At 61.4% G+C, this 21982-nt stretch carries 20 protein-coding genes; 7 read left to right on the plus strand and 13 right to left on the minus strand.

Annotated features, from left to right (window positions below; all coding sequences use genetic code 11):
• Nucleotides 1–14: 14 nt before the first annotated feature.
• Nucleotides 15–797 carry a type I methionyl aminopeptidase gene (gene map / locus AB0N65_RS03020; RefSeq protein ID WP_364157500.1) on the minus strand — a complete coding sequence of 261 codons (783 nt, stop codon included), beginning with the start codon at nucleotides 795–797 and terminating at the stop codon, nucleotides 15–17.
• An 89-nt stretch (nucleotides 798–886) separates the two neighbouring features.
• On the opposite strand from map, the gene AB0N65_RS03025 reads away from it, so the two are divergent.
• A complete protein-coding gene (locus AB0N65_RS03025; RefSeq protein WP_364157990.1) occupies nucleotides 887–1477 on the plus strand; it encodes a DUF3043 domain-containing protein in 591 nt (196 codons plus the stop codon).
• A 118-nt stretch (nucleotides 1478–1595) separates the two neighbouring features.
• On the opposite strand, the gene AB0N65_RS03030 is transcribed toward AB0N65_RS03025, so the two are convergent.
• Nucleotides 1596–2681, minus strand: coding sequence for a quinone-dependent dihydroorotate dehydrogenase (locus AB0N65_RS03030; RefSeq protein WP_364157503.1), 1086 nt, complete (start codon nucleotides 2679–2681; stop codon nucleotides 1596–1598).
• A 99-nt stretch (nucleotides 2682–2780) separates the two neighbouring features.
• On the opposite strand from AB0N65_RS03030, the gene AB0N65_RS03035 reads away from it, so the two are divergent.
• Nucleotides 2781–3791 (plus strand): alpha/beta hydrolase, encoded by a 1011-nt coding sequence (locus AB0N65_RS03035; RefSeq protein ID WP_364157506.1) that lies wholly within the window; start codon nucleotides 2781–2783, stop codon nucleotides 3789–3791.
• The gene (locus tag AB0N65_RS03040) at nucleotides 3788–4861 is read left to right on the plus strand and encodes an alpha/beta hydrolase (RefSeq protein WP_364157509.1); all 1074 of its coding nucleotides are present in this window, start codon (nucleotides 3788–3790) and stop codon (nucleotides 4859–4861) included. The genes AB0N65_RS03035 and AB0N65_RS03040 overlap by 4 nt, the downstream gene beginning before the upstream one ends.
• A 15-nt stretch (nucleotides 4862–4876) precedes the next feature.
• On the opposite strand, the gene AB0N65_RS03045 is transcribed toward AB0N65_RS03040, so the two are convergent.
• The 3 genes from AB0N65_RS03045 to leuA all read right to left on the minus strand — a co-directional run bounded on the left by AB0N65_RS03045 (nucleotide 4877) and on the right by leuA (nucleotide 8283).
• Entirely contained in the window at nucleotides 4877–5698 is an 822-nt protein-coding gene (locus tag AB0N65_RS03045) for an isoprenyl transferase (RefSeq protein WP_364157512.1), read from the minus strand.
• Nucleotides 5699–5700: 2 nt separating this feature from the next.
• Nucleotides 5701–6456, minus strand: coding sequence for a DNA repair protein RecO (recO, locus tag AB0N65_RS03050; RefSeq protein ID WP_364157515.1), 756 nt, complete (start codon nucleotides 6454–6456; stop codon nucleotides 5701–5703).
• An 87-nt stretch (nucleotides 6457–6543) separates the two neighbouring features.
• Entirely contained in the window at nucleotides 6544–8283 is a 1740-nt protein-coding gene (leuA, locus tag AB0N65_RS03055) for a 2-isopropylmalate synthase (RefSeq protein ID WP_364157518.1), read from the minus strand.
• A gap of 249 nt (nucleotides 8284–8532) precedes the next feature.
• Between leuA and AB0N65_RS03060 the strand changes: the two genes are divergently transcribed.
• Nucleotides 8533–10485, plus strand: coding sequence for a M13-type metalloendopeptidase (locus AB0N65_RS03060; protein WP_364157521.1), 1953 nt, complete (start codon nucleotides 8533–8535; stop codon nucleotides 10483–10485).
• Nucleotides 10486–10559: 74 nt separating this feature from the next.
• On the opposite strand, the gene AB0N65_RS03065 is transcribed toward AB0N65_RS03060, so the two are convergent.
• The 5 genes from AB0N65_RS03065 to AB0N65_RS03085 all read right to left on the minus strand — a co-directional run bounded on the left by AB0N65_RS03065 (nucleotide 10560) and on the right by AB0N65_RS03085 (nucleotide 16064).
• Nucleotides 10560–12131 (minus strand): LCP family protein, encoded by a 1572-nt coding sequence (locus tag AB0N65_RS03065; RefSeq protein ID WP_364157524.1) that lies wholly within the window; start codon nucleotides 12129–12131, stop codon nucleotides 10560–10562.
• 103 nt (nucleotides 12132–12234) lie between these two features.
• Entirely contained in the window at nucleotides 12235–13197 is a 963-nt protein-coding gene (era, locus tag AB0N65_RS03070; protein ID WP_364157527.1) for a GTPase Era, read from the minus strand.
• Complete coding sequence (locus tag AB0N65_RS03075; protein WP_364157530.1) at nucleotides 13181–14512, minus strand: hemolysin family protein; 1332 nt, start codon at nucleotides 14510–14512, stop codon at nucleotides 13181–13183. Before AB0N65_RS03075 ends, era begins: the two co-directional genes overlap by 17 nt.
• The gene (ybeY, locus tag AB0N65_RS03080; protein ID WP_364157533.1) at nucleotides 14509–14982 is read right to left on the minus strand and encodes an rRNA maturation RNase YbeY; all 474 of its coding nucleotides are present in this window, start codon (nucleotides 14980–14982) and stop codon (nucleotides 14509–14511) included. Before ybeY ends, AB0N65_RS03075 begins: the two co-directional genes overlap by 4 nt.
• Nucleotides 14979–16064 (minus strand): PhoH family protein, encoded by a 1086-nt coding sequence (locus tag AB0N65_RS03085; protein WP_364157535.1) that lies wholly within the window; start codon nucleotides 16062–16064, stop codon nucleotides 14979–14981. The genes ybeY and AB0N65_RS03085 overlap by 4 nt, the downstream gene beginning before the upstream one ends.
• 421 nt (nucleotides 16065–16485) lie before the next feature.
• On the opposite strand from AB0N65_RS03085, the gene AB0N65_RS03090 reads away from it, so the two are divergent.
• Nucleotides 16486–17358 carry a GerMN domain-containing protein gene (locus AB0N65_RS03090; protein WP_364157993.1) on the plus strand — a complete coding sequence of 291 codons (873 nt, stop codon included), beginning with the start codon at nucleotides 16486–16488 and terminating at the stop codon, nucleotides 17356–17358.
• 41 nt (nucleotides 17359–17399) lie between these two features.
• On the opposite strand, the gene AB0N65_RS03095 is transcribed toward AB0N65_RS03090, so the two are convergent.
• Genes AB0N65_RS03095 through hrcA form a run of 3 tightly spaced genes read right to left on the minus strand, consistent with a single transcriptional unit; the run spans nucleotide 17400 to nucleotide 20364 of the window.
• Nucleotides 17400–18173 carry a 16S rRNA (uracil(1498)-N(3))-methyltransferase gene (locus AB0N65_RS03095; RefSeq protein WP_364157538.1) on the minus strand — a complete coding sequence of 258 codons (774 nt, stop codon included), beginning with the start codon at nucleotides 18171–18173 and terminating at the stop codon, nucleotides 17400–17402.
• Nucleotides 18174–18175: 2 nt separating this feature from the next.
• A complete protein-coding gene (dnaJ, locus tag AB0N65_RS03100) occupies nucleotides 18176–19306 on the minus strand; it encodes a molecular chaperone DnaJ (RefSeq protein WP_364157541.1) in 1131 nt (376 codons plus the stop codon).
• Nucleotides 19307–19356: 50 nt separating this feature from the next.
• The gene (gene hrcA / locus AB0N65_RS03105) at nucleotides 19357–20364 is read right to left on the minus strand and encodes a heat-inducible transcriptional repressor HrcA (RefSeq protein ID WP_364157544.1); all 1008 of its coding nucleotides are present in this window, start codon (nucleotides 20362–20364) and stop codon (nucleotides 19357–19359) included.
• 215 nt (nucleotides 20365–20579) lie between these two features.
• Between hrcA and AB0N65_RS03110 the strand changes: the two genes are divergently transcribed.
• Nucleotides 20580–21431: a DUF3097 domain-containing protein gene (locus AB0N65_RS03110; RefSeq protein ID WP_364157547.1), complete on the plus strand. Its 852-nt coding sequence runs from the start codon at nucleotides 20580–20582 to the stop codon at nucleotides 21429–21431.
• A gap of 125 nt (nucleotides 21432–21556) precedes the next feature.
• Nucleotides 21557–21970: a DUF4870 domain-containing protein gene (locus tag AB0N65_RS03115; RefSeq protein WP_364157550.1), complete on the plus strand. Its 414-nt coding sequence runs from the start codon at nucleotides 21557–21559 to the stop codon at nucleotides 21968–21970.
• The last annotated feature ends 12 nt before the right edge of the window (nucleotides 21971–21982 follow it).

Here is a 21982-nt window from a genome sequence, read left to right on the forward strand (position 1 = left end):
GTCCGTGATGGGTTCTACAGCTGGTCCGGGGCTGGTGCTGTGAGGATCTCTGCGCCATCCTCAGTGATCGCGATGGTGTGCTCACTGTGGGCTGTCCGGCAGCCGGTAGCACTACGCAGTGTCCAACCGTCTCCGTCGGTCACCAGCTCTGCCGTATCCGCCATGACCCATGGTTCCAGTGCGAGCAACAACCCCGGCCTGAGCTTGTATCCCCGTCCCGGTCGCCCGGCGTTCGGTACATGCGGATCCTGGTGCATCGTGGATCCGATGCCGTGCCCTCCGTACTGGGTGTTCACTTGATAACCGGCGTCCTCCAGCACGGATCCGATGGCATAGGAGAGGTCGCCAATCCGCGCACCGGGTTTTGCGGCAGCTATGCCCGCCCTCAGGGCAGTTTGCGTAGCCTCGATCATGGCCACACTCGATGGGTGGCTGGACTCCCCCACAATAAAACTGACGGCGGAGTCAGCGGCAACACCATCAAGGGTGATGGCGATGTCGAGCGACAGGAGATCCCCGTCAGACAGGGAATAGTCGTGTGGAAGACCGTGAAGCACGGCGTCATTGACCGATGTGCAGATGTAGTGGCCGAACGGTCCCCTACCGAAGGACGGCGCGTAATCGACGTAGCAGGAACTTGCGCCGGCTTCCTCGATCATGGCCGCCGCCCAGCGATCGATGTCCAACAGATTCGTTCCCACTACGGTCCGGTTTCTCAGCGTTTGCAGAATCCGGGCTACGAGCTTGCCGGTCCTTCGTGCCCTGGCTAGTTCTGTGGGGCCAAGTATCTCGATCACCGGCGTGCCTCCTCGTAAGTCCCATAACTATACCGGCGGACTTCCCCGCGTGATCTCTCAGGAAGCTGACCTACGGGTATTCTGTAGTGGTGTTCGGACGCAAAAAGGAAGAGCCCAGCGCTCAAGCAGTAGTAGACCAGGCCCGCGCCGCCCAGGAGCCGGGTGCCGGAAAGGGCGCCCCCACCCCCAAGCGGAAAGACCAGGAGGCAGCGCGCAAGCGGCCGCTGGTGCCCAACGATCGCAAGGCATCGAAGGAGGCCGAACGCGTCGCGATTCAGGATCAGCGGCAGAAGATGCGTCAAGCCCTGGACACAGGCGACGAAAAGTACCTCCCGCTCAGGGACAAGGGTCCCCAGAAGCGCTTTGTCCGGGACTACGTGGACGCACGATTCAGCCTTGGCGAATACTTGATGTTCGGTGCCCTGCTCTTCGTCGTGATCTCCCTGATCGTTCCATCCACAAGTGAACAGATCACCTACGTGCTGGTGGGCTTCTGGATCATGTTCCTTGCAGTTTTCGTGGACGTTTTTATTCTTTCCCGCAAACTCCGCAAGCGGCTGACGGACAAGTTCGGTGACGTAGAGCGCGGAGCCGTATGGTACGGCTGCATGCGGGCCCTCCAGTTCCGCAAGCTCCGTTTGCCCAAACCACAGGTCAAGCGCGGCCAGTACCCCTCCTAGCATTTGGACGGGAATCACCCACCGACTGCCGCAAAGGCGACAACTTCACTAGTGCCACAAAGGCCCCGGACCGCTTCATTCAGGTCCGGGGCCTTTATGTTGATCACACAGCGGCGGCTTAGCCTTGACGGACGTTACTCCTGGCCAGCTTCACAAGGCCTTTGTTGATGCGGGATGCCCAGAACGGGCCTTCATACAGGAATGCCGTGTAGCCCTGGACGAGTGTGGCACCGGCATCCAGCCGGTCCTGCACGTCTTGGGCCGATTCCACTCCGCCCACTGCGATGAGCACCAACTGATCCCCGACTGCGTCCTTCAGCCTCCTCAGGACTTCAAGTGACCGTTGTTTCAGCGGAGCACCGGAAAGGCCGCCCGCGCCCAATGATTCGACCTTGGAAGCCTCGGTAACGAGGCCGTCACGGGCGATCGTGGTATTCGTAGCGATGATGCCGTCAAGTTTCAGGTCGAGCGCAAGCCGGGCAACGTCGTCGATGTCCTCATTGCTCAGGTCCGGCGCGATCTTGACCAACAGCGGAACGTGGCGGCCGGCAGCTTCGTCGGCCGCGTCTCCGACTGCCCTCAGCAGCGGCCTGAGTGTTTCCACGTTCTGGAGCAACCGGAGCCCTGGCGTGTTGGGCGAGCTCACGTTGACCACGAGGTAGTCAGCCGCCGGAGCGAGGCTGCGGGCACTGATCAGGTAGTCCTCTACGGCGTCGTTGAGTTCAACCACCTTCGTCTTGCCGATATTGACACCGATCACTGGCCTGACGTCGGAATGAACCCGCTGCAGCGCTGCCCTCGCGGACTTAAGCCTGGGAGCCACGGCTGCTGCACCGTCGTTGTTGAAGCCCATGCGGTTGATCACTGCACGGTCTTCAATAAGACGGAACAACCGGGGCTTCTCGTTTCCTGGCTGCGCTTGTCCGGTAATAGTGCCCACCTCGACGTGACCGAATCCCAATTCAGACAGGGCTTCAATGCCATGGCCTTCCTTGTCGAAACCCGCGGCCAGTCCGAAAGGAGACGGGAAGGTCAGCCCAAGGGCCTCGGTGCGAAGCGATGAATGGGGCGCCGTCACCCTGGAAAGAAGCCGGCCCGCGCCGGTTCGATGAACCGCCCGGATTGCCTGGAAGCCAATCTTGTGTGCTTTCTCGGCATCCATCCAGGAGAAGGCGAGCTTGAAGAAGGTAGGGTAAACGCGCATGTTCCTAGTTTTCCGGTTTACCGGCGGCTGACCAAACCGGTGACCCGCCGGAGACCGCTTCCGGGACCTCGACACCGCCCGAGTGTCTAAGCTGAAGGCATGGATTGGTCGACTGACATCCTGGGGACGGACTTTCAGTCCTGCGCGTTCAACGCCATAGGACGTGACGGCGCCCTTCGCCGCGCAACACTGGTGCGCCACCGACCGGAGCCCGCGTCAGAAGATCCGGACCGTGTGGTCAAAGGAGCGGTGCTCTTTCTTCACGGATGGAGCGACTACTTCTTCAATGTCGAACTAGCAAGGTTCTGGGCCAAGTATGGCTACTCCTTCTACGCCTTGGACATGCACAACCACGGCCGCAGCCTCATGACGGACACACCGGGCGGCTACGTGGCCAACCTCAATGACTACGATGCCGAAATAGATCACGCCATTGACGTGATCAAGAGCGAAGTATCAGCATCGGCCAGGACGAACATTGCGATGATGGGGCACTCCACGGGCGGACTGGTGGCGGCGCTATGGGCGAGCCGTCACGCCGGGAAAGTTCAGTACCTGGTCCTGAACAGCCCCTGGCTCGAAATGCACGGCAGTTCGCTGGTGCGGCGTGCCGCCCAGGCAATGGTGGCGCCGTTGGCCAAGCTCAGGCCGGAGTTAGTGCTCCGGCTTCCGGAACGCGGCTTCTATTTCCGCAGCATCAGCAACACCGCCGAGGGGGAATGGCCACTGGATGAGAAGTACAGGCCTCCCCTCGCATTCCCGGTCAGGGCCGGATGGCTCAGTGCAGTCCTATCCGGGCATGCCCAAGTGGCCCGTGGACTGCGGCTTGATATCCCGGTCTTGGTCCTTACCTCCGCGGCCAGCGCCAACGGCATGGTGTGGCAGGAGTCGATGCGGCGGTCGGACGCGGTGTTGGACGTTGGCATCATCGCCCTGCGTGCCATGGCGTTGGGCAGGAGCGTAACGTTGGAGCGCATTGACGGCGCACTTCACGACGTATTCCTGTCCGCACCGGAAGTGCGGTCAGACGCCTATTCGCGGCTTTCCCGTTGGATCCGCGGGTACATGGACGAGGAGTTGCGGGCGCATGGGCAGGAGGGGGACAGATGACCACCACGGAGGAAACAGTCAATCTGTGGCTACCGGATTTCCTGGGCCACGGGTACGAATACAGACACCTGCCGCTGGAGCCGGACGAAGAAGGTGCCGTCGCGGCCACCCTCATCCGGCACGCCCCGCCGTCAGCAACCATGCACCCCCACGGCATCCTCGATTTCCTCTCCTCGTTTTCGCAGCGGAGGCGCCGGCCCGTTGCATCGGATCCGATGGGAGCACCGCGCGTCGTTCTCTACCTCCACGGATGGGCTGACTACTTTCTCCAGACAGAGCTCGCCGAATACCTCACCGCGTCCGGCTTTCACTTTTATGCCCTGGACCTCCGGAAGTTCGGTCGGAGCCTGAGGCCGGGGCAAACACCCGGCTACACCACGGACCTGTCGGTTTACGACGAAGACATCGCGGCGGCATTGCACGAAATCGAACGCGATGTCGCGGCCCGTACCAACAGTCCCGCCGCTCCAACAATCCATCTGCTCGCCCATTCCCTCGGCGGCCTCATTGCCTCGCTGTGGGCGGACCGGCACCCGGGCCGCATTGGGACACTTGTGCTGAATTCCCCATGGCTTGAGCTCCAAGGCAGCAGCCTCGTGCGCAGCATTGCCATGCATCTGGTAGAGCCATTTGCCCGGACAGATCCCAAAAGGCCTTTCCGGTTCCCCGAAATGCCCGCCTACTGGGAGAGCGTGAGCAACGAAGCCCATGGGGAATGGGTCCTGGATCCCGCATGGAGGCCACGGGCATCATTTCCCATACGTGCCGGATGGACGAAGGCCGTCCTTGCCGGGCACAGGACAGTCGAGCGCAAACTCAACATCGACGCACCCGTCCTGGTGCTTCTGTCAGGGCGTACCAGGATCCAGGCGGAGTGGACGGCTGATCTTATGAGGGCGGACGCGGTTATCGATGTTGAGGAGACATCCAGGCGCGCGCTGGGGCTTGGCCGGCGAACTGCGGTTTTTCGGTACCCCGGCGCACTCCATGACGTCTTTCTGTCACGGCGGTCGATCCGACAGCAGGCATACAGGGACGTGGCAGTCTGGCTTGCGGCCTACCCGTATTGATTTAGTAGGCGTGTGCTACTTCGCGGGGGCTGCGTCCACAGCTCCGCCGTAACGACGGTCCCGCTTCGCGTAGATCTCCACAGCGTCCCACAGGGTGCGCCGGTCGACGTCAGGCCACAGCGTATCCATGAACACAAACTCGGCGTAGGCGGACTGCCATAAGAGGAAGTTGGAAAGCCGCTGCTCCCCTGAACTGCGGAGGAAAAGGTCCACATCCGGCAGGTCGGGCTCATCCAGATACTTCTGGATGAGCCGTTCGGTCACCGCCCCTGGCTTCAACTTTCCGGCGGCAACGTCTTCCGCGATCGCCGAGACTGCGTCGGCGAGCTCTGCCCGGCCTCCGTAATTAACACACATGGTCAACGTGCAAGTGTCGTTGGCCCGTGTGTATTCCTCTGCCTCCTCCAGTTCCCGGATAACAGAGCCCCAAAGACGGGGCCGCCGCCCGGCCCAACGGATCCGCACGCCCCACTCGTCGAGCTGGTTCCGCTGGCGACGTAGTACGTCTTTGTTAAATCCCATAAGGAAGCGGACTTCTTCAGGTGACCGCCGCCAGTTTTCCGTAGAGAAGGCGTAGACGCTGACGTACTTGATGCCAAGCTCAATGGCACCGGCCATGACGTCCAGCAGCGCCGGCTCACCGGCTTTGTGCCCTTCAATCCGGGGCAATCCCCGCTGGTTGGCCCAACGACCATTTCCATCCATGACGATTGCCACGTGCTGTGGAATGAGTTCACCGGGAATGGACGGTGGAACCGCACCTGATGGGTGCGGATATGGCGCTTTAACGGGCACGGTCCTGGCCGCAATTGCCTTGCTTTTCTTTCCAAGTGCCACTGTCAGCTTCGCTCCACATGTTTGAGTGATTTCACGGCACGTTCCAGATGCCATTGCAAGTAGCTGGCCACAAGCCCGGCAGCTTCCCTTCGGTGCCTGGAATCCGAAGCGTCGGCGACGATCCAGTTTCCGGTCAGGAGCGCACCAAGCAGCAGGACTGTTTCTGGTGCCGGTGCGGGCGAGCCGGGAGGACGGCAGTCACCACAGACCATGCCACCCAACGGCGCCGCAAAAGCTGTGTGTGGACCCGGACACCCGCATCGGGCACAGTCCGTAAAACTCGGCGCCCACCCGCCGGTTGCCAAAGCCCTCAGCAGATAGGAGTCCAGGATGAGTTCGGGCGGATGATCGGAACGGCTGAGCGCCGCGAGTGCACCCACCAACAGGTTGTATTGCGCGGTTCCCGACTCAGCGTCAGCATCCGTAAGCTTCTCCGCCGTCTCAGTCATGGCAGCCGCAACCGTGAAGCGGGAGTAGTCCGCCGCAATGCTGCTGCCATAAGCCCCTTTGGCCACTGCTTGGGTGACAATGTCCAGTGTGCGGCCCGATACCAACTGCAAGTCGGCAACCATGAACGGCTCAAGTCGTGCGCCAAAGCGGCTGCTTGTTCGCCGTACACCCTTGGCAACAGCACGCACCTGGCCGTGATGTTTGGTCAACAGGGTGATGATGCGATCCGCCTCACCAAGTTTGTGGGTGCGCAACACCACGGCATCGTCCCGGTAGGAGCGCGCTGCAAACGACGACGGATTGGCCACATCTAATCTTCGCACTAAAGCCGAAGCAGCCCGGGACGTCCACGATCGTGTGGCGGCGTTATGCACGCCGCCACACGGTGGATGCCTCTATGCCTGCGCGTCCCGGACCGCCCGGTTCACGGCCGAAATCAGGGCTTTGAGCGACGAAGTAGTGGTGCTGGGGTCGATCCCAACACCCCAGAGCACACGCTCACCCACAGCACATTCGACGTAGGCGGCCGCGCTCGCGCTGCCGCCTTCCGAAAGTGCGTGTTCGCTGTAGTCGAGGACGCGGACATCGACACCGTCGTGGTGCAGGATGTCCAGGAGCGCGGCGATTGGACCATTGCCGTGGCCGGTCCGGCGCACCTCGACGCCATCGATGCGCAAGTTTGCGTTCATCGTCATCGCACCGGACTCGTCCGTTTCCGTGCTGACGCTGCCCAGGGAATAGCGACCCCACTGGGCCTGTTCCTCGTCCGACGGCAGGTATTCGTCCTGGAAGATTTGCCAAAGCTGGGCACCGCTCACTTCACCGCCGACAGCATCCGTTCGCCGCTGGATGACTCCCGAGAACTCAATCTGCGCACGGCGCGGGAGATCCAGGTTGTGTTCGTTCTTCAACAGATACGCGACACCACCCTTGCCCGACTGGGAGTTCACCCGAATGACTGCTTCGTAGCTACGGCCGAGATCCTTGGGATCGATGGGCAGGTAGGGAACCTGCCATGTGAAGTCGTCCACGGGAACGCCAGCCGCGGCGGCATCCTTTTCCAGCGCTTCGAAGCCTTTCTTGATGGCATCCTGGTGCGAACCTGAGAAGGCCGTAAACACGAGGTCGCCGCCGTAGGGTGAACGCTCCGGAACGGGCAGCTGGTTGCAGTACTCCACCGTGCGGCGGATTTCGTCAATGTCCGAGAAGTCGATCATCGGGTCCACACCCTGGACAAACATGTTCAAGCCCAAGGTCACGAGGTCGACGTTGCCGGTCCGTTCGCCGTTGCCGAACAAGCAACCTTCGATGCGGTCTGCGCCTGCGAGGTAGCCGAGTTCAGCGGCAGCAACACCCGTGCCGCGATCGTTGTGAGGGTGCAGGGAGATGATGATGCCCTCGCGGGGATGCAGATTACGGTGCATCCATTCAATGGAATCCGCGTAGACGTTGGGCGTCGCCATTTCGACGGTGGCCGGCAGATTGATGATGACCTGCTTGTCCGCGGAAGCCTCAAAGACGTCTGCAATGGCATTACAGACGCGGGCTGCATATTCCAACTCAGTCCCGGTGAAGGATTCCGGTGAGTACTCGTAGGTGATGTGCGTATCCACCAAGGTCTCTTCGTACTTCTTGCACAGGCGGGCACCCTGCAGGGCGATATCCAGGATGCCGTCTTCGTCCTGGTTGAACACCACGCGGCGCTGCAGGACAGAGGTTGAGTTGTACAGGTGCACGATGGCCTGCTTGGCGCCTACCAGGGATTCGTAGGTCCGCTCGATCAGGTGTTCACGGGCCTGGGTCAGCACCTGGATGGTGACGTCATCCGGAATGTGCCCGCCCTCAATCAGCTGCCGGACAAAGTCGAAGTCTGTTTGAGACGCCGACGGAAAACCAACTTCGATTTCCTTGAAGCCCATCTTCACGAGCAACTGGAACATTTTCAGCTTGCGGGCAGGGCTCATGGGGTCGATCAACGCCTGGTTGCCGTCACGCAGGTCAACCGCGCACCAACGGGGTGCCTTGGTGATGACCTTGTCAGGCCACGTGCGGTCCGGAACCTCCACGGTGATCTGGTCCTGGAACGGCAAGTAGCGGTGGATCGGCATACCGGAGGGCTTTTGTGCATTACGCATGTCGTGTGGCCTTTTCTCTAAGAACTCAGTGAAAGCTTAGCCGGGCACAACGAAACTCCGCGGCGAGGATGGCCCAGCGTCAGATAGCTTTCAGGCCTCGCCGCGGCAGCTAAGAAGAAGCATTCCCGCACGCACAAGTTCACAGTAACACGGTGCGTATGATGACAGTGCAACACCTCATGCAACGTCCACTATGCAGACGCAGCGACGGTGGGAACGCCGGCCGCAATGTCGATTCAAGGAGCCACAGTGCCACAGTCGGGGATCACACTTTCCAACATCGATCACAGTGTCAGGCCGCAGGACGACCTTTACCAGCACGTCAACGGCGCGTGGCTCAACAGCACGACGATTCCGGACGACCGACCCCTCGAAGGCACATTCACAGCGCTGCGGGATGAAGCCGAACTCGCCGTCAAGGCGATCATTGAGGAAGCTGCCAACAAGGGTGCGGCCGCGACCGGCGTCGAACAAAAAGTGGGTGGGCTGTACGCGAGCTTCATGGACGAAGCGGCGGCAGAGGCCAAGGGCCTGGACCCCGTCCGGGCGCGGTTGCAGGAGATCAGGAGTGTGGGATCCACGCAGGACCTCGCAGAACTCATGGGCCGCCTCTTTCGTTGCGACGTGTCAGGACTGTTCTCCATCTATCCCGCTCCCGATGCCGGCAACCCGGAACGGATCCTGCTATACATCGGCCAAGGCGGGCTCGGGCTCCCGGATGAGTCCTACTACCGCGAAGAAAAGTTTGAGCCCATTGTGGAAGCCTATGGGGCTTATGTTGCCAAGCTGTTCGGCCTGGCGGGCATTCCCGACGCGGAAGCCGCTGCCGGGCGAATAGTCGCCCTGGAAAAGGCCTTGGCGTCCCATCACTGGGACAACGTCACGCTGAGGGATCCGCAGAAGACCTATAACCTCAAAACGGCAGATGAGGCGCGCGGACTGTTTCCGCTTCTGGACACGTGGTTTGAATCGGCACGTGTGGAGGCAGGCAAGAGGAGCGAAATCGTTGTCAGCACGCCGGACTTTTTCGCCGGAGCCGCAGCGCTGCTGGAATCGGAATCGCTCGGCGTGTGGAAGGAATGGCTGATGCTCCGTGTGCTGAACTCAGCGGCGCCGTATCTGTCCTCCGAGTTTGTGGACACCAACTTCGATTTTTACGGGACCACCTTGAGCGGAACCCCGCAGAACAAGGAGCGGTGGAAGCGCGGCGTGGCCGTGGTGGAAGCTGCGCTGGGCGAAGCTGTCGGCCAGATCTACGTGGAACGGCATTTCCCGAAAGGCCATAAGGCAAAAATGCAGACACTCGTCGCCAACCTCATAGAGGCCTACCGGGACAGCATTTCCTCGCTCGAGTGGATGGGTGAGGAAACCAAAGCCGAGGCACTCAAGAAGCTGGAAGCTTTCCGGCCCAAGATCGGCTTCCCCGAGAAATGGATTGACTACTCCGCCGTGGAGATCGATCCATCCGACCTCCTCGGAAACGTAGAACGCGCCCACGACGCCGACGTGGACCGGCACCTGGACGAGATCGGCAAACCGGTCGATTTGAACAAGTGGCTTATGACACCGCAGACCGTCAACGCCTACTACCACCCAATGCTGAACGAAATTGTCTTCCCCGCGGCCATCCTGCAGCCCCCGTTCTTCAACGCCGAAGCGGATGACGCGGTCAACTACGGCGGCATCGGTGCGGTGATCGGCCACGAAATCGGTCACGGTTTTGACGACCAGGGATCTCAGTTTGATGGCAGCGGCGCCCTGCGGAATTGGTGGACAGAGGAAGACCGCACTGCTTTTGAGGCACGCACAGCAAAGCTGGTAGCCCAATACGATGCCCTGTCTCCCTACGCCGCTCGGGATCACAAAGTCAACGGCAAACTGACGCTCGGAGAGAACATCGGAGACCTCGGCGGCCTCACAATCGCGTACAAGGCGTACATCCTCAGCCTGGATGGTGCCGAGCCGGAGGTCATCGACGGCTTTACCGGACAGCAGCGTTTCTTCATGTCGTGGGCTGCCGGCTGGCGGCAGGTCATCCGTACCGAGGAAGCTATCCGCCGGCTGGCCACAGATCCCCACTCCCCCAACGAATTCCGGACCAACGCCATTGCCCGCAACCTCGATCCCTTCCACGAGGCGTTCGCCGTCTCGGAGAAGGACAAGATGTGGATGGATCCTCAGGATCGGGTCAGCATTTGGTAGTTCCACTAAAAAGTATGGCCGGACCCGATATGGGTCCGGCATCTTTTTGCTGCTGACTGTCAGTGCATAACCGCTTACTGCGTGATGTAGAGCGGGTTTACCTGCTGGCACACGGCGTCGCTGGCGGTCTGATTAACAACATCCGACGGCACCGAAGCCTCACCATACGCCGTACCGGAGCCGAAGTCCGTGCCCGCGTAGAGTTGCACACCTGAAACACCCGGGGCTTCCTGGACCTGGGCCGCCGGGATACCGAACACCGTAGCTACGTCCGTTGCCACATCAGCGAAACCCGCGCCGTAGTAGATGACCGTCTGCTCCACGGGATTGGCAAGATACGAAACAGACTGGTTGAAGCCGTTGCTTGTCAGCACGGCCATGATTTCCTGGGCCCTGGTGGCAATTCCGGTACCGTTCGCCACTGCAACGGGCTGGATGGCCTTGTTGTACGCCGGAACCGCGGGTGCAACAGTCGCCGGAGGGGCCGAAGGAGTCTCGCTCGCCGGGGCCGTCGCCGCTGGACTCGATGTCGCTCCCGGATTCGTCAGGTCGAGGTCTGCACGGAGGGCGGCGAACAATTGCGAGGCCTGGGGCTCCACGAGCTCAAGGCGGTTGGGGTCAAGGGCCGCAGCCTGGGTGGGCACGGCAACGAAGGCCACTTTGGAAACATCGATGTCTTTGAGCCTGCCACCAATGGTCAGCAGGGACGGAACTGATGCGAGGCCCTCATCAACAGTCAGGTTCTGGGTCACGACGTCTGCAATCTGCAATAGCCTCTGGGGGTTGCCCAGAGTCCCATCAGCCTTCAGCTTGCGGGTCAACGACGAGAGGAACGCCTGCTGGCCCTTGATTCGGCCAAGGTCGCCGCCGTCGCCAAAAGCGTGGCGGGTTCGCAGGAACGCGAGAGCTTGCTCGCCCTCGACCTGCGAGTTCCCCTTTGCCAGTCGCAGGCCCGAGTCGGGGTCGAAGACGGGGTCGCTGACGCAGACATCAACGCCGCCCACAGCCTTCGAAAGCTCCTTGACTGCATTGAAGTCGGCCATCATGAAGTGGTCGACTTCAAGGCCGGTGAGGTGGTTGACCGTATCCACGGCACAGCCGATGCCGGCCTCTGCCATGGCTTCGTTGATCATCACACCGCTTCGGGCGGGGAAGGTCTGGTTGTTTGTGTGGTCCGTACATTGGGGTACGTCAACCAAAAGGTCGCGGGGAAAGCTCATGACACTAACGCGCTTGTTGTCAGCCGAGATGTCCAACAGCATCATGACGTCTGAGTGTCCGTAGCCGGTGGAATCCTCGGCACTGCCATACTGTGAGTTCTTGCCGTCACGGGTGTCGGATCCGAGGATGAGGATCTGCAAACGGTCCGATTTGTCGTTGACGACGGCTTCGCCGGTATCACGTGTTTCCCCTGCGCTGAGCGGGGCTTTGGTGATGTTGTTCTGGAGCCGGAGGAACCAAAAGGCGGCGAAAGCAACACCTGCCACGAGCGCAACCGAGACAACACCGGTTACGATCTTCAGCCAAAGGGGAAGTCCCTTGGGCGCATTCATATGGCGTGGAGTGCCTTCGGCCTCCCCGCCATGGCGCGCCGCACCGTGAGCAGCGGTGCCGGGGCCCTCCAGTCGGGCGTCACGACGTCGCACTATTCGGTTACCTTTCCTCAAAGACGTAGATCCCCGCAATCATAGTGGCCGAATCTGGGAAGTTCCTTATCGAGCAGATGCCACGCCGATGCCGTGACGCCGATCAGAAGCCGAGCTTGACCAACTGCTTGGGATCCCGCTGCCAGTCCTTGGCCACTTTGACGTGCAGATCAAGGTAGATCCGCGTCCCCAAAAGCGTCTCGATTCCCTTCCGCGCATTCGTGCCGACCTCGCGCAGCCTGCTGCCGCCCTTGCCGATGATGATGGCCTTTTGCGACGGACGCTCCACGTAGAGATTGACCCTGACGTCCAGTAATGGATTGTCCTCCGTACGTCCCTCCCGGGGAACGATTTCCTCGACAACCACGGCCAGGGAGTGGGGAAGCTCATCCCGTACGCCCTCCAAGGCTGCTTCACGGATGAGCTCGGCAATCATGACCGCCTCAGGCTCGTCCGTCAGCTCACCATCCGGATACAGCGGCGGTGACGGCGGCATGTGTCCAATGAGTACGTCGGCAACTGTTGAGACTTGGAAACCGTCGGCCGCCGACACCGGAACGATGTCCGCCCAGCCCTGTTCACCAAGGACTTGCCTGCCCAGTTCAGCCACCGCCAACAGCTGTTCGGTCAGCGCCTGGCGGTCCACGAGGTCCGTCTTGGTGACGATGGCAACGATGGGTTTGCGCCCTACGGCAGCCAGTTGGGCAGCGATGTACTTGTCCCCCGGACCGATCTTCTCGTTGGCCGGCAGGCAGAAGCCAATGGCGTCGACCTCAGCAAGGGTGTCTGCGACAAGTTCGTTGAGCCGCTTGCCCAGCAGGGTGCGCGGACGGTGCAGCCCGGGAGTATCGACAAGGATCAGCTGGGCGTCATCCCGATGCACGATGCCGCGGATCGTGTGACGTGTTGTCTGCGGTTTGGCGGAGGTGATGGCGACTTTTTGGCCGACCAAGGCATTGGTCAAGGTCGACTTACCTGCGTTGGGCCGGCCAACCAGGACAGAGAATCCGGCGTGGAAGCCACCGAAAGCATCCTCGGCGTCGTTTTTCTTACTTTGCTTGCTCACGTGGAACTCCCTGTTGCGTTGTGTCAGCCTCGTCGAGAAGGTCTTCAAGGTCAGTGTCTTCCTTTGGCATGGCTGCCGCAATGATGTGGCTGACCCGGTTTCGGCGACCTTCCAGCCTATCTGCCTTCAGCGAGATGCCGTTAACCTGAACCGAGCTGCCAACGATCGGCACCTGGCCGAGCGCTTTGGCCAGGAGGCCGCCCACGGAGTCCACTTCGTCGTCGTCGAGGTCGATATCGAACAGCTCACCCAGGTCATCGATGCTCATGCGGGCGCTCACACGGTACGTTCCGTCGCCCAGATCAACGGCTTCTTCGGCGGCAGCATCGTATTCGTCCACAATCTCCCCTACGATCTCCTCGATGAGGTCCTCGAGGGTGACCAGGCCGGCCGTGCCGCCATACTCATCGATGACAATGGCCACGTGGGTGGATTCCTTTTGAAGCTCCTTCAGGAGATCGCTGACCGGTTTGGATTCCGGTACGTAGCGGACCTCGCGGGCCAGCGAGTCGACGTCGTGGGGCTGCAGGCCCTGCTCGCCCCGATGCATCGCGGCAGCCACGTCCTTAAGGTACAGAATCCCGCGGATCTGGTCCGTGTTCTCACCGATCACCGGAATCCTCGAATATCCGGAACGGAGGAAGAGTGCCATGGCTGCTTCGAGGTCCGAACCTGTGCCGATGCTGACGATGTCCGTACGGGGAACCATGACTGAGCGCACCAGCGTATCGCCGAAGTCGAAAACCGATTGGATGAGCTCCGCCTCGTTGTCTTCGATCATGTCCGATTCCGCGGCGCGGTCAACGAACTCCCGGAATTCCTCTTCGCTCACGAAAGCATCATCCCCGCCCGGAGCACCGGGCGCTACTGCAGATCCCACAGCTACCAGCCAGCCGGGAATGGGGCCCAGAATCCAGCAAAGGAACCTGATCAAAGGTGCCGTGAAACGGACAACCGGCCCGGAATGGGCACGACCCAGTTGCCGGGGCGAAACGCCGACCAGTACGAAGCCGATGACGGCCATGATGCCGGTAGCGGCAAGGCCGGCCAGCCACACATTGCCCAGAAGACTGTGCAGGACAACGGCGACGGCGACCGCAGCCGCCATTTCGAACCACACCCGCCAGAACCGAAGGGCACGCATGTGGGATGTGGGGTGCTTCAGGATGCTCCCCAAGGCCTTGCCTTTACTGCGCACCACCGACTGTTCGGCTTCGTGGCGGGGAATGAAGTTGAACGCAGCCTCGGCGGCGGTCAGGAGGGCGACGAAGCTCAGGAAAACCAGAGCCATGCCGACCAGGATGATCGACGTCACTGCATGGTCTCCATGGGGGCATCCTTGCCCAGGAACTCTGACAGCAGCTCACGCTGCAAACCGAACATTTCCGCTTTTTCTTCCGGCTCTGCATGGTCAAAACCGAGCAGATGAAGGATGCCATGGGTTGTCAGCAAAAGCATCTCATCCTGCGTTGCATGCCCCGCGTTCCGCGCCTGGGTCTCGGCAACTTGCGGGCAGATGGCAATATCACCGAGCATGCCCTGCGGCGTTGGTTTGTCGGGTGTCCCGGGCGTCAACTCGTCCATCGGCACCGAGAGCACATCAGTGGCTCCCGGTTCGTCCATGAGTTCGATGTGGAGCTTTTCCATCGCCGCTTCATCCACCAGGAGGATGGAAAGCTCTGCTTGGGGATGGATGTACAGCCGCTCGAAGATGAAGCGGGACAACGTCACCAGTTGGGCCTCGTCCACCTCCACACCGGATTCGTTGTTGACCTCAATGCTCATTTACGTTCTCCACGTTTGTGATGTGTGTTGGCGCTGTTGTCCACGCGATGGGCGTCGTCCCACTTGCTGTAGGCGGACACGATGTCGGCAACCAGGCGGTGGCGCACGACGTCAGCAGCTTCGAGGATCGAGAAGTTGACGTCATCGATCCCTTTGAGGATTTCGCGTACGATCCGCAATCCGGACGTCGCACCAAACGGCAGGTCTACCTGGGTGACGTCCCCGGTAACTACCATCTTGGAGCCGAAGCCAAGGCGCGTCAGGAACATCTTCATTTGTTCCGGGGTGGTGTTCTGGGCTTCGTCGAGGATGATGAACGCATCGTTGAGCGTGCGGCCGCGCATGTAGGCGAGAGGCGCAACTTCGATGGTGCCGGCCGCCATGAGCCGGGGAATCGACTCAGGGTCCATCATGTCGTGCAAGGCGTCGTAGAGCGGCCGCAGGTAGGGGTCGATTTTGTCGCTGAGGGTTCCCGGGAGGAAGCCGAGCCGCTCCCCCGCTTCGACTGCCGGCCGCGTCAGGATGATGCGACTGACTTCCTTCAACTGCAGTGCCTGTACAGCCTTGGCCATCGCCAGGTACGTCTTGCCGGTACCCGCCGGCCCAATGCCGAAGATCACGGTGTTGGCGTCGATGGCGTCCACGTAGTTCTTTTGGTTAAGCGTCTTGGGCCGGATGGTCCTGCCCCTGCTGGAAAGAATGTTGTGGGTGAGGACGTCCACAGGGTTCTGGACGGATTGCGACCTGAGCAGGGAAACCAGCTGCTGCAAGACGTCCGGCGTGACAACCGTGCCCTTCGCCACAAGCCCGCGGACTTCCTCGAGTAGGCGCATGATCCGGGGTATGACAGTGGCGGGGCCCGACATTGACAGCTCGTTGCCGCGGACATGGAAGTTGACGTCCGGGAACTGTTCCTCGATATAGCGCAAGGCTTCGTCATGGCTTCCCAATGAGTGAACCATCTGATCGGAGTTGTCGAACGTGACGATTTCCGTGCGCGTGCCCGGTAAAGTGTGCGGGAACTCGGTGGCAGCCGGGTTCCCGTTGCCGGTCCGCAGCCGCCCATTCAGGGATTCACTCATAGTGTTGGCCGTGCGGCCTTTTCTCCTCCGGTTGGTTCACGTTATTCAAAGGTTTCGACATAAGGACCACTTGGTGCGCCAGTCCGTTTGCCGGAATGCCTTCAATCCTACGCCAGCCGGGGCTCCGGCGGTCTTCTCAGCGCATCACCCTCGGACGCTGGACCAGGCTGCCATGAAATATTGTCTCAACTCGGCATCAAGCGGGTATCAATCCTGTTTCAGTTGCGGCCAGTCCTTCGAATCCCTGCCAGTCGCCGTCGACCGTATGCCAAGCTGGCATAGCGGGTAGGAAACAGAATCCGCGCACGAAAACCGGCCGGCTGAATCGCCGGCCGCAAGGCTAGGAACCCCCATCACGCAGTCAGCCAGTCAAAAGCCCAGCGTGCGTCGGCGGACGAAGTCCGTTGTGGCGGCGCCGGCGATGCTGGCTGTCCTTTTGCTGACGGGTTGCATCGCTAACGGCGGCGCCCCATCGGCGACCACCGCCCCGCCGCAAGTCAATGTCCAGGAGGCCCCTGCCAGCAACGCCCCGCTGGAAACCACGCAGGCATCCACCAAGATCCCCGTGTACTGGATTGGCCGAAGCGAGGATGAGGTGTACCTCTACCGGGAGTTCAGGGACATTTCCGGAGACGGGAACCCTGTAACCACGGCATTGCGAATCATGATGGCCGAGAAACCCCTGGACCGCGACTTCTTCACGCCATGGCAGGAGCCCGGCAACCTGGCCACCTCCATTTCGGGTAAGAATGTGATCACCGTTGACATCTCGCGTGATGCCTTCAACTCCAACCTTGACGCCGGGATGGCGCAGCGTGCTGTGCAACAGCTCGTTTACACCGCCACCGCAGCGGCGTCTTCCTCGGGACTGATCAATTCCGGGCAGCAAATCCAAGTGGTCATCCTGGTTGATGGTCACACTGACTTCATGGCGTTCGGCCAGGTACGCCTGGGCCAACCGATGTCCAGGGATGCGTCCTTGGTGGCACCGCTGTGGATCATCGACCCGCAGGAAGACACTTCACTACCGGCCGGGACGGTGAAGTTCAATGGCCGGAGCACGGACAGTTCCAAGCCGGTGAGCTGGCGGATCCTGCAGGAGAACGGCAGTGGCGAAAAGACCGCGGTCCTCACGGGACAGGCGAAGGCAACGGGTGACACCGGTCAATTGGGCGTGTTTACGTTCAGCGCGACGCTGAAGCCCGGCAAATATGAACTGCGGGTTTCCCAGGTGGACGCCTCCGGGCAAACCGACGAGTCGAGCACTGATACGCGGTTGTTCAGCGTCAGCTAACCGAAAAGTCCGGGCTCCGGACCGGGTCGGTGCGTCGTCCCCTACCAGCGACCCAAGACATCGCTGGCGAGTACGACGGCGGCAGGACCCGCCGTCGACGACCGCAACACGTGGTGACCCAACAGTGCCGTAACGGCTCCAGCGTCACTCAGGCGGGTTACCTCGCGTGGCGAGATACCGCCCTCGGGTCCCACAATGAGCATGACCTCCCGCGGTGTATCCGGTTCGGCGCCCTTCAGGACTGGTGAGTCTTCCAGCACGGAGCGCAAGGGGTTCTTCGCGTCCTCATGCAGGATGACAGCCATGTCGGCGCCGGCAACAGCCTTGGCCAACGCAGCTGAATCCATGAGGGGACGAACCACGGGTATCCATGACCTGCGGGCCTGCTTGGCCGCTGCCGTGACCACCGATTGCCACTTCGCGTGGGCTTTGGCTGCGCGGTCAGCTTTCCACCGGACGATGGACCGTTCCGACTGCCACGGGATGACCGCGTCGATTCCCAGCTCGGTAGCTGTTTCGATGGCCAGCTCGTCACGGTCGCCCTTGGCCAACGCCTGGACCAGCACCAAGCGCGTTGCCGGTTGCCCCTCATACGTGACCTCGGTGGCTGTGACCGACAGCGTGCCCTGACCGACTTCAGCCACCGTTCCCGTCAGCCGTGCGCCTGCTCCGTCGGCAAGGTCCACAGCTTCGCCTGCCGTGAGCCGTTTCACGGTGACGGCGTGCCTGGCCTCCGGACCGTCCAGGACAAACACAGAGCCAGGACCCACACCGTCCAAACTGCCGGCGGGTGTGAAGAAGACGGGGTTGCTCACCGCTACAGGTTACCGAGCTTGTCCCGCAGCTTGGCGAACATGCCGCCGCTGGCAACGAGCTTGCCGTCGGTGAACTGCTCGCCGCGCAACTTGGCCAGCTGTCGCAGAAGCTCTTCCTGGGCCGGGTCGAGCTTGCCGGGGGTCTCCACATGAAGGTGCACTTTGAGGTCTCCACGGCCGTAACCCCTTAAGTGCGTCACGCCCAGCCCTCGAAGGGTAATGACCTCGCCGGATTGCGTGCCGGCCTTGACGTCGATCTCCTGCGGTCCGTCGAACGTCTCAAGGCTAAGTTCCGTGCCCAAGGCAGCGGCCGTCATGGGAACGCTCAGGGTTGCATGAAGGTCGTCCCCCTCGCGGATGTAGGTGGAATCGTTGTTAACGCGGATCTCTACATACAGGTCGCCCGCCGGTCCGCCCGCCGGTCCTGCTTCACCCTGCCCCGACAACTGGATGCGCGTTCCGGTGGCAACACCGGCCGGAACCTTGATGGTGAGTGACCGGCGGCTGCGGATACGGCCCTGGCCGCTGCACTCGTTGCAGGGATCCTTGATGATCGTGCCGAAGCCCTCGCAAGAACCACACGGCGCCGTAGTCATAACCTGACCAAGGATGGAACGGACAGCCCGCTGCACTTGGCCGCTGCCGCCGCAGATATCGCACCGTTCGGGATGAGTGCCCGGCCGGCAGCAACTGCCATCACACGTTGGGCAAATGACTGCAGTATCGACTTCGAGCTTCTTGTTGACGCCGAACACGGCATCCTTGAGGTCAATCCGGACGCTAATGAGGGCATCCTGGCCGCGGCGCACCCTGGATGCAGGACCGCCGTGACCTCCGGCTCCGCCACCGAAGAAGGTGTCGAAGATGTCCTGGAAAGCAAAGCCCTGGCCGGAGTAGCCCCCGCCGAAGCCGTTGTCTGTGCCGTTCTCGTTACCGGTGGCATCATAGACGCGGCGCTTTTGGGGGTCGGACAGCACCTCATAGGCATGGGTCACTGCCTTGAACTGCTCAGCGACGTCCTCCCCCGGGTTGACGTCCGGGTGTAGCTTTCGCGCCAACTTGCGGTACGCCTTTTTGATCTCTTCCCCGGTGGCTTCCGGTGAGACTCCCAAAACGTCATAGTGGCTGCTCAAAGTCGGTTTCTCTTCCTTGTTGTACTGCGGTTCTTAGCCCCGGGGCTGGCTCAGCCGCCGAGAATTCGGGACAGGTATCGGGCCACGGCACGCACGGCTGCCATGGTGGTTGGATAATCCATACGGGTGGGCCCCAGGATCCCCACTTTCGCGCCCGAGCCATAGCCTGTGGCCACGACTGATGCCTCGGCCAGGCCATCGTACGGATTCTCGCGGCCGATGCTGACGGTAACACCGCGCGGATCATCCCCCATGTCCGACAACAACCGGAGCATGACGACTTGTTCCTCAAGCGCCTCAAGCACGGGGCCGATGCTGAGCGGGAAGTCCACGTTGGACCGGGCAAGGTTGGCCGTACCGGCCATCAGGATGCGCTCTTCACGGCTTGTGTCACTCAGCGTTTCCAGACCGTGGGCAAGGACCTGCGCCAAGCTGCGGAGTTCCGGCGGGCACAAGGCCACAACGGACGGAAGCACTTGCGACAGAAGAGCCAACTGAGTGCCGGAAATGCTTCCCAGGAACCGCGCACGCAACGCCATCAGAGCCTCGTTGCTGACATCCGAGCCGGCGTCGATGACCTTTTGCCCAACGCTGCCGGTATCTGCGATCAGCACCACCAGGACCTGCTTGGGCGCCAGAAGGACGAATTCGACGTGGCGCACCAAGGCCCGGTTGGAGTGCGGGTACTGCACGACGGCGACCTGGTTGGTCAGCTGCGACAGGAGCCTTACGGTTCGTTCCAGGATGTCGTCGAGGTCGTCCGGCCCTTCCAGCAAGGAGTGGATGGCCCGACGCTCCGCTGCGGACAGGGGCTTGACCTGGGAAATCCGGTCCACGAACAACCGGTATCCCTTATCCGTCGGAATCCGGCCGGCGCTGGTATGCGGCGCGGCAATGAGGCCTTCTTCTTCCAGGACGGCCATGTCGTTGCGGATGGTTGCGCTGGAAACCCCCAAATGGTGCCGTTCCACGAGAGCCTTGGAACCGACTGGTTCCCGGGAGTGTACGTAATCCTCAACGATGGCGCGCAGCACTTCCAGCTTGCGTGGCTCACTCATTGCAACACCTCCTGACGGCTGTCCAATGCCGGGTATCCCAGGCTGCGGGGACCACCAGCTACAACGTACTTAGCACTCAACATGCCCAAGTGCTAATAAGTCTAGTATGAGCCAGCCCGTTGCTAGCATTGAAACCGGCCCGCCGGGAGTTGACCGCAGCGGGCGGCAGCAGCAGCGGCCCTGTCAAAATTTCCAGCGCGAAGAGGTATGAAGGTTTGGCTTTTGACACATGGGGTCCCCGGGACCTGAGCGCGCCCGTGAAGACGACGCTGCCGGAGGTACCTGTCCAACGCGGGATGGTCCTTGAAGACGTCCAGTCCGGATGGGTTGGTGAAGTAACCAGGGTCGAAAAGTCCGGCGGGATGCACATTGTCTCCCTGGAGGACAGACAAGGTAAGACCAAGTCCTTCCAGCTCGGGTTTGGATTCCTGCTTGAAGGCCAGGCCATACGCCTCATGCCCCCGGCCGCGAAAACACCCGCCGGTTCATTGCCGCCGGGCCGAACAGCGTCCGGTTCCGTGCGGGTCCAAGGGCAGCGTGCCCAAGTGGCAAAAGCAAGCCGGATCTGGGTGGAGGGCAAGCACGACGCCGAACTGGTGGAGAAGGTCTGGGGTGATGACCTGCGGGTGGAGGGCATCGTCGTCGAGCCGCTGCATGGCGTCGACGACCTCAAATCGGCCATCGCGGACTTCGCGCCGGGCCCCGGGCGCAGGCTCGGCATCCTGGTGGACCACCTTGTTGCCGGTTCCAAAGAGTCCCGGATCGCCCAGGATGCCATGACGCTGCCAGGTGCTGCCGGAAACGTCCTGATTGTGGGCCACCCGTATGTGGATGTTTGGCAGGCAATCCGTCCGAAGGTGCTGGGAATCGAGGCGTGGCCCGAGATCCCGCGCGGCGTGGATTGGAAGACCGGGATCCTGACTGCCTTCGGGTGGCCCCATGACACCGCCGAAGACATTGGCCTCGGCTGGCAACGGTTGCTCGGCGCTGTGCGGAGCTACGCGGATCTCGAGGCATCGTTGCTTGGCAGGGTGGAGGAAGTCATCGACTTCCTTACAGTGCCCTAAGGCCGCATGGTGAGCTGAAGCTGCATCACCGGCGAAGCCATGATGCGTTTTGTCCCGTGAAGCCCGCCGGACCCAGTATTCTGGGACAGCAAGACTGCAGCATCTTAAAGCAAAGGGAAGACACCGTGGCAGACAACGCCCCAGACGAACCGGGCCAGGCCGCAGGCCAGCCCCAGTATCATGGCGCACCTGCAAATGCACTCCCCCTGACCGCCAGCGAAGACCGTCAATGGGCTACTTTGGCGCACTTCGGCGGCATTCTTGGGTGCCTGCCGTCGCTATTGATCTACCTGATTTTCCGCGACCGTGGTCCATTCACCGCACAGGAATCCAAAGAAGCACTGAATTTCACCCTGCCGCCGACCATCGCCGCAGTCGTGGCAAACATCCTGGTCCTGCTGCCAGTCGTCGGCAACATCTTCGCGGTGATAGCTACGGCAATTTGGGTGGCACTGACGTGTTTCTCGGTCTCGGCCGGGATCCGGGTAAACCACGGCCAGCCGCACCGTTACCGCATTAATCTCCGCTGGATCAAGTAGTCGGTGCCCGGC

This window comes from Paenarthrobacter sp. NPDC089322 (genome assembly GCF_040684895.1).
In the GTDB taxonomy this organism is placed as follows: Bacteria; Actinomycetota; Actinomycetes; order Actinomycetales; family Micrococcaceae; genus Arthrobacter.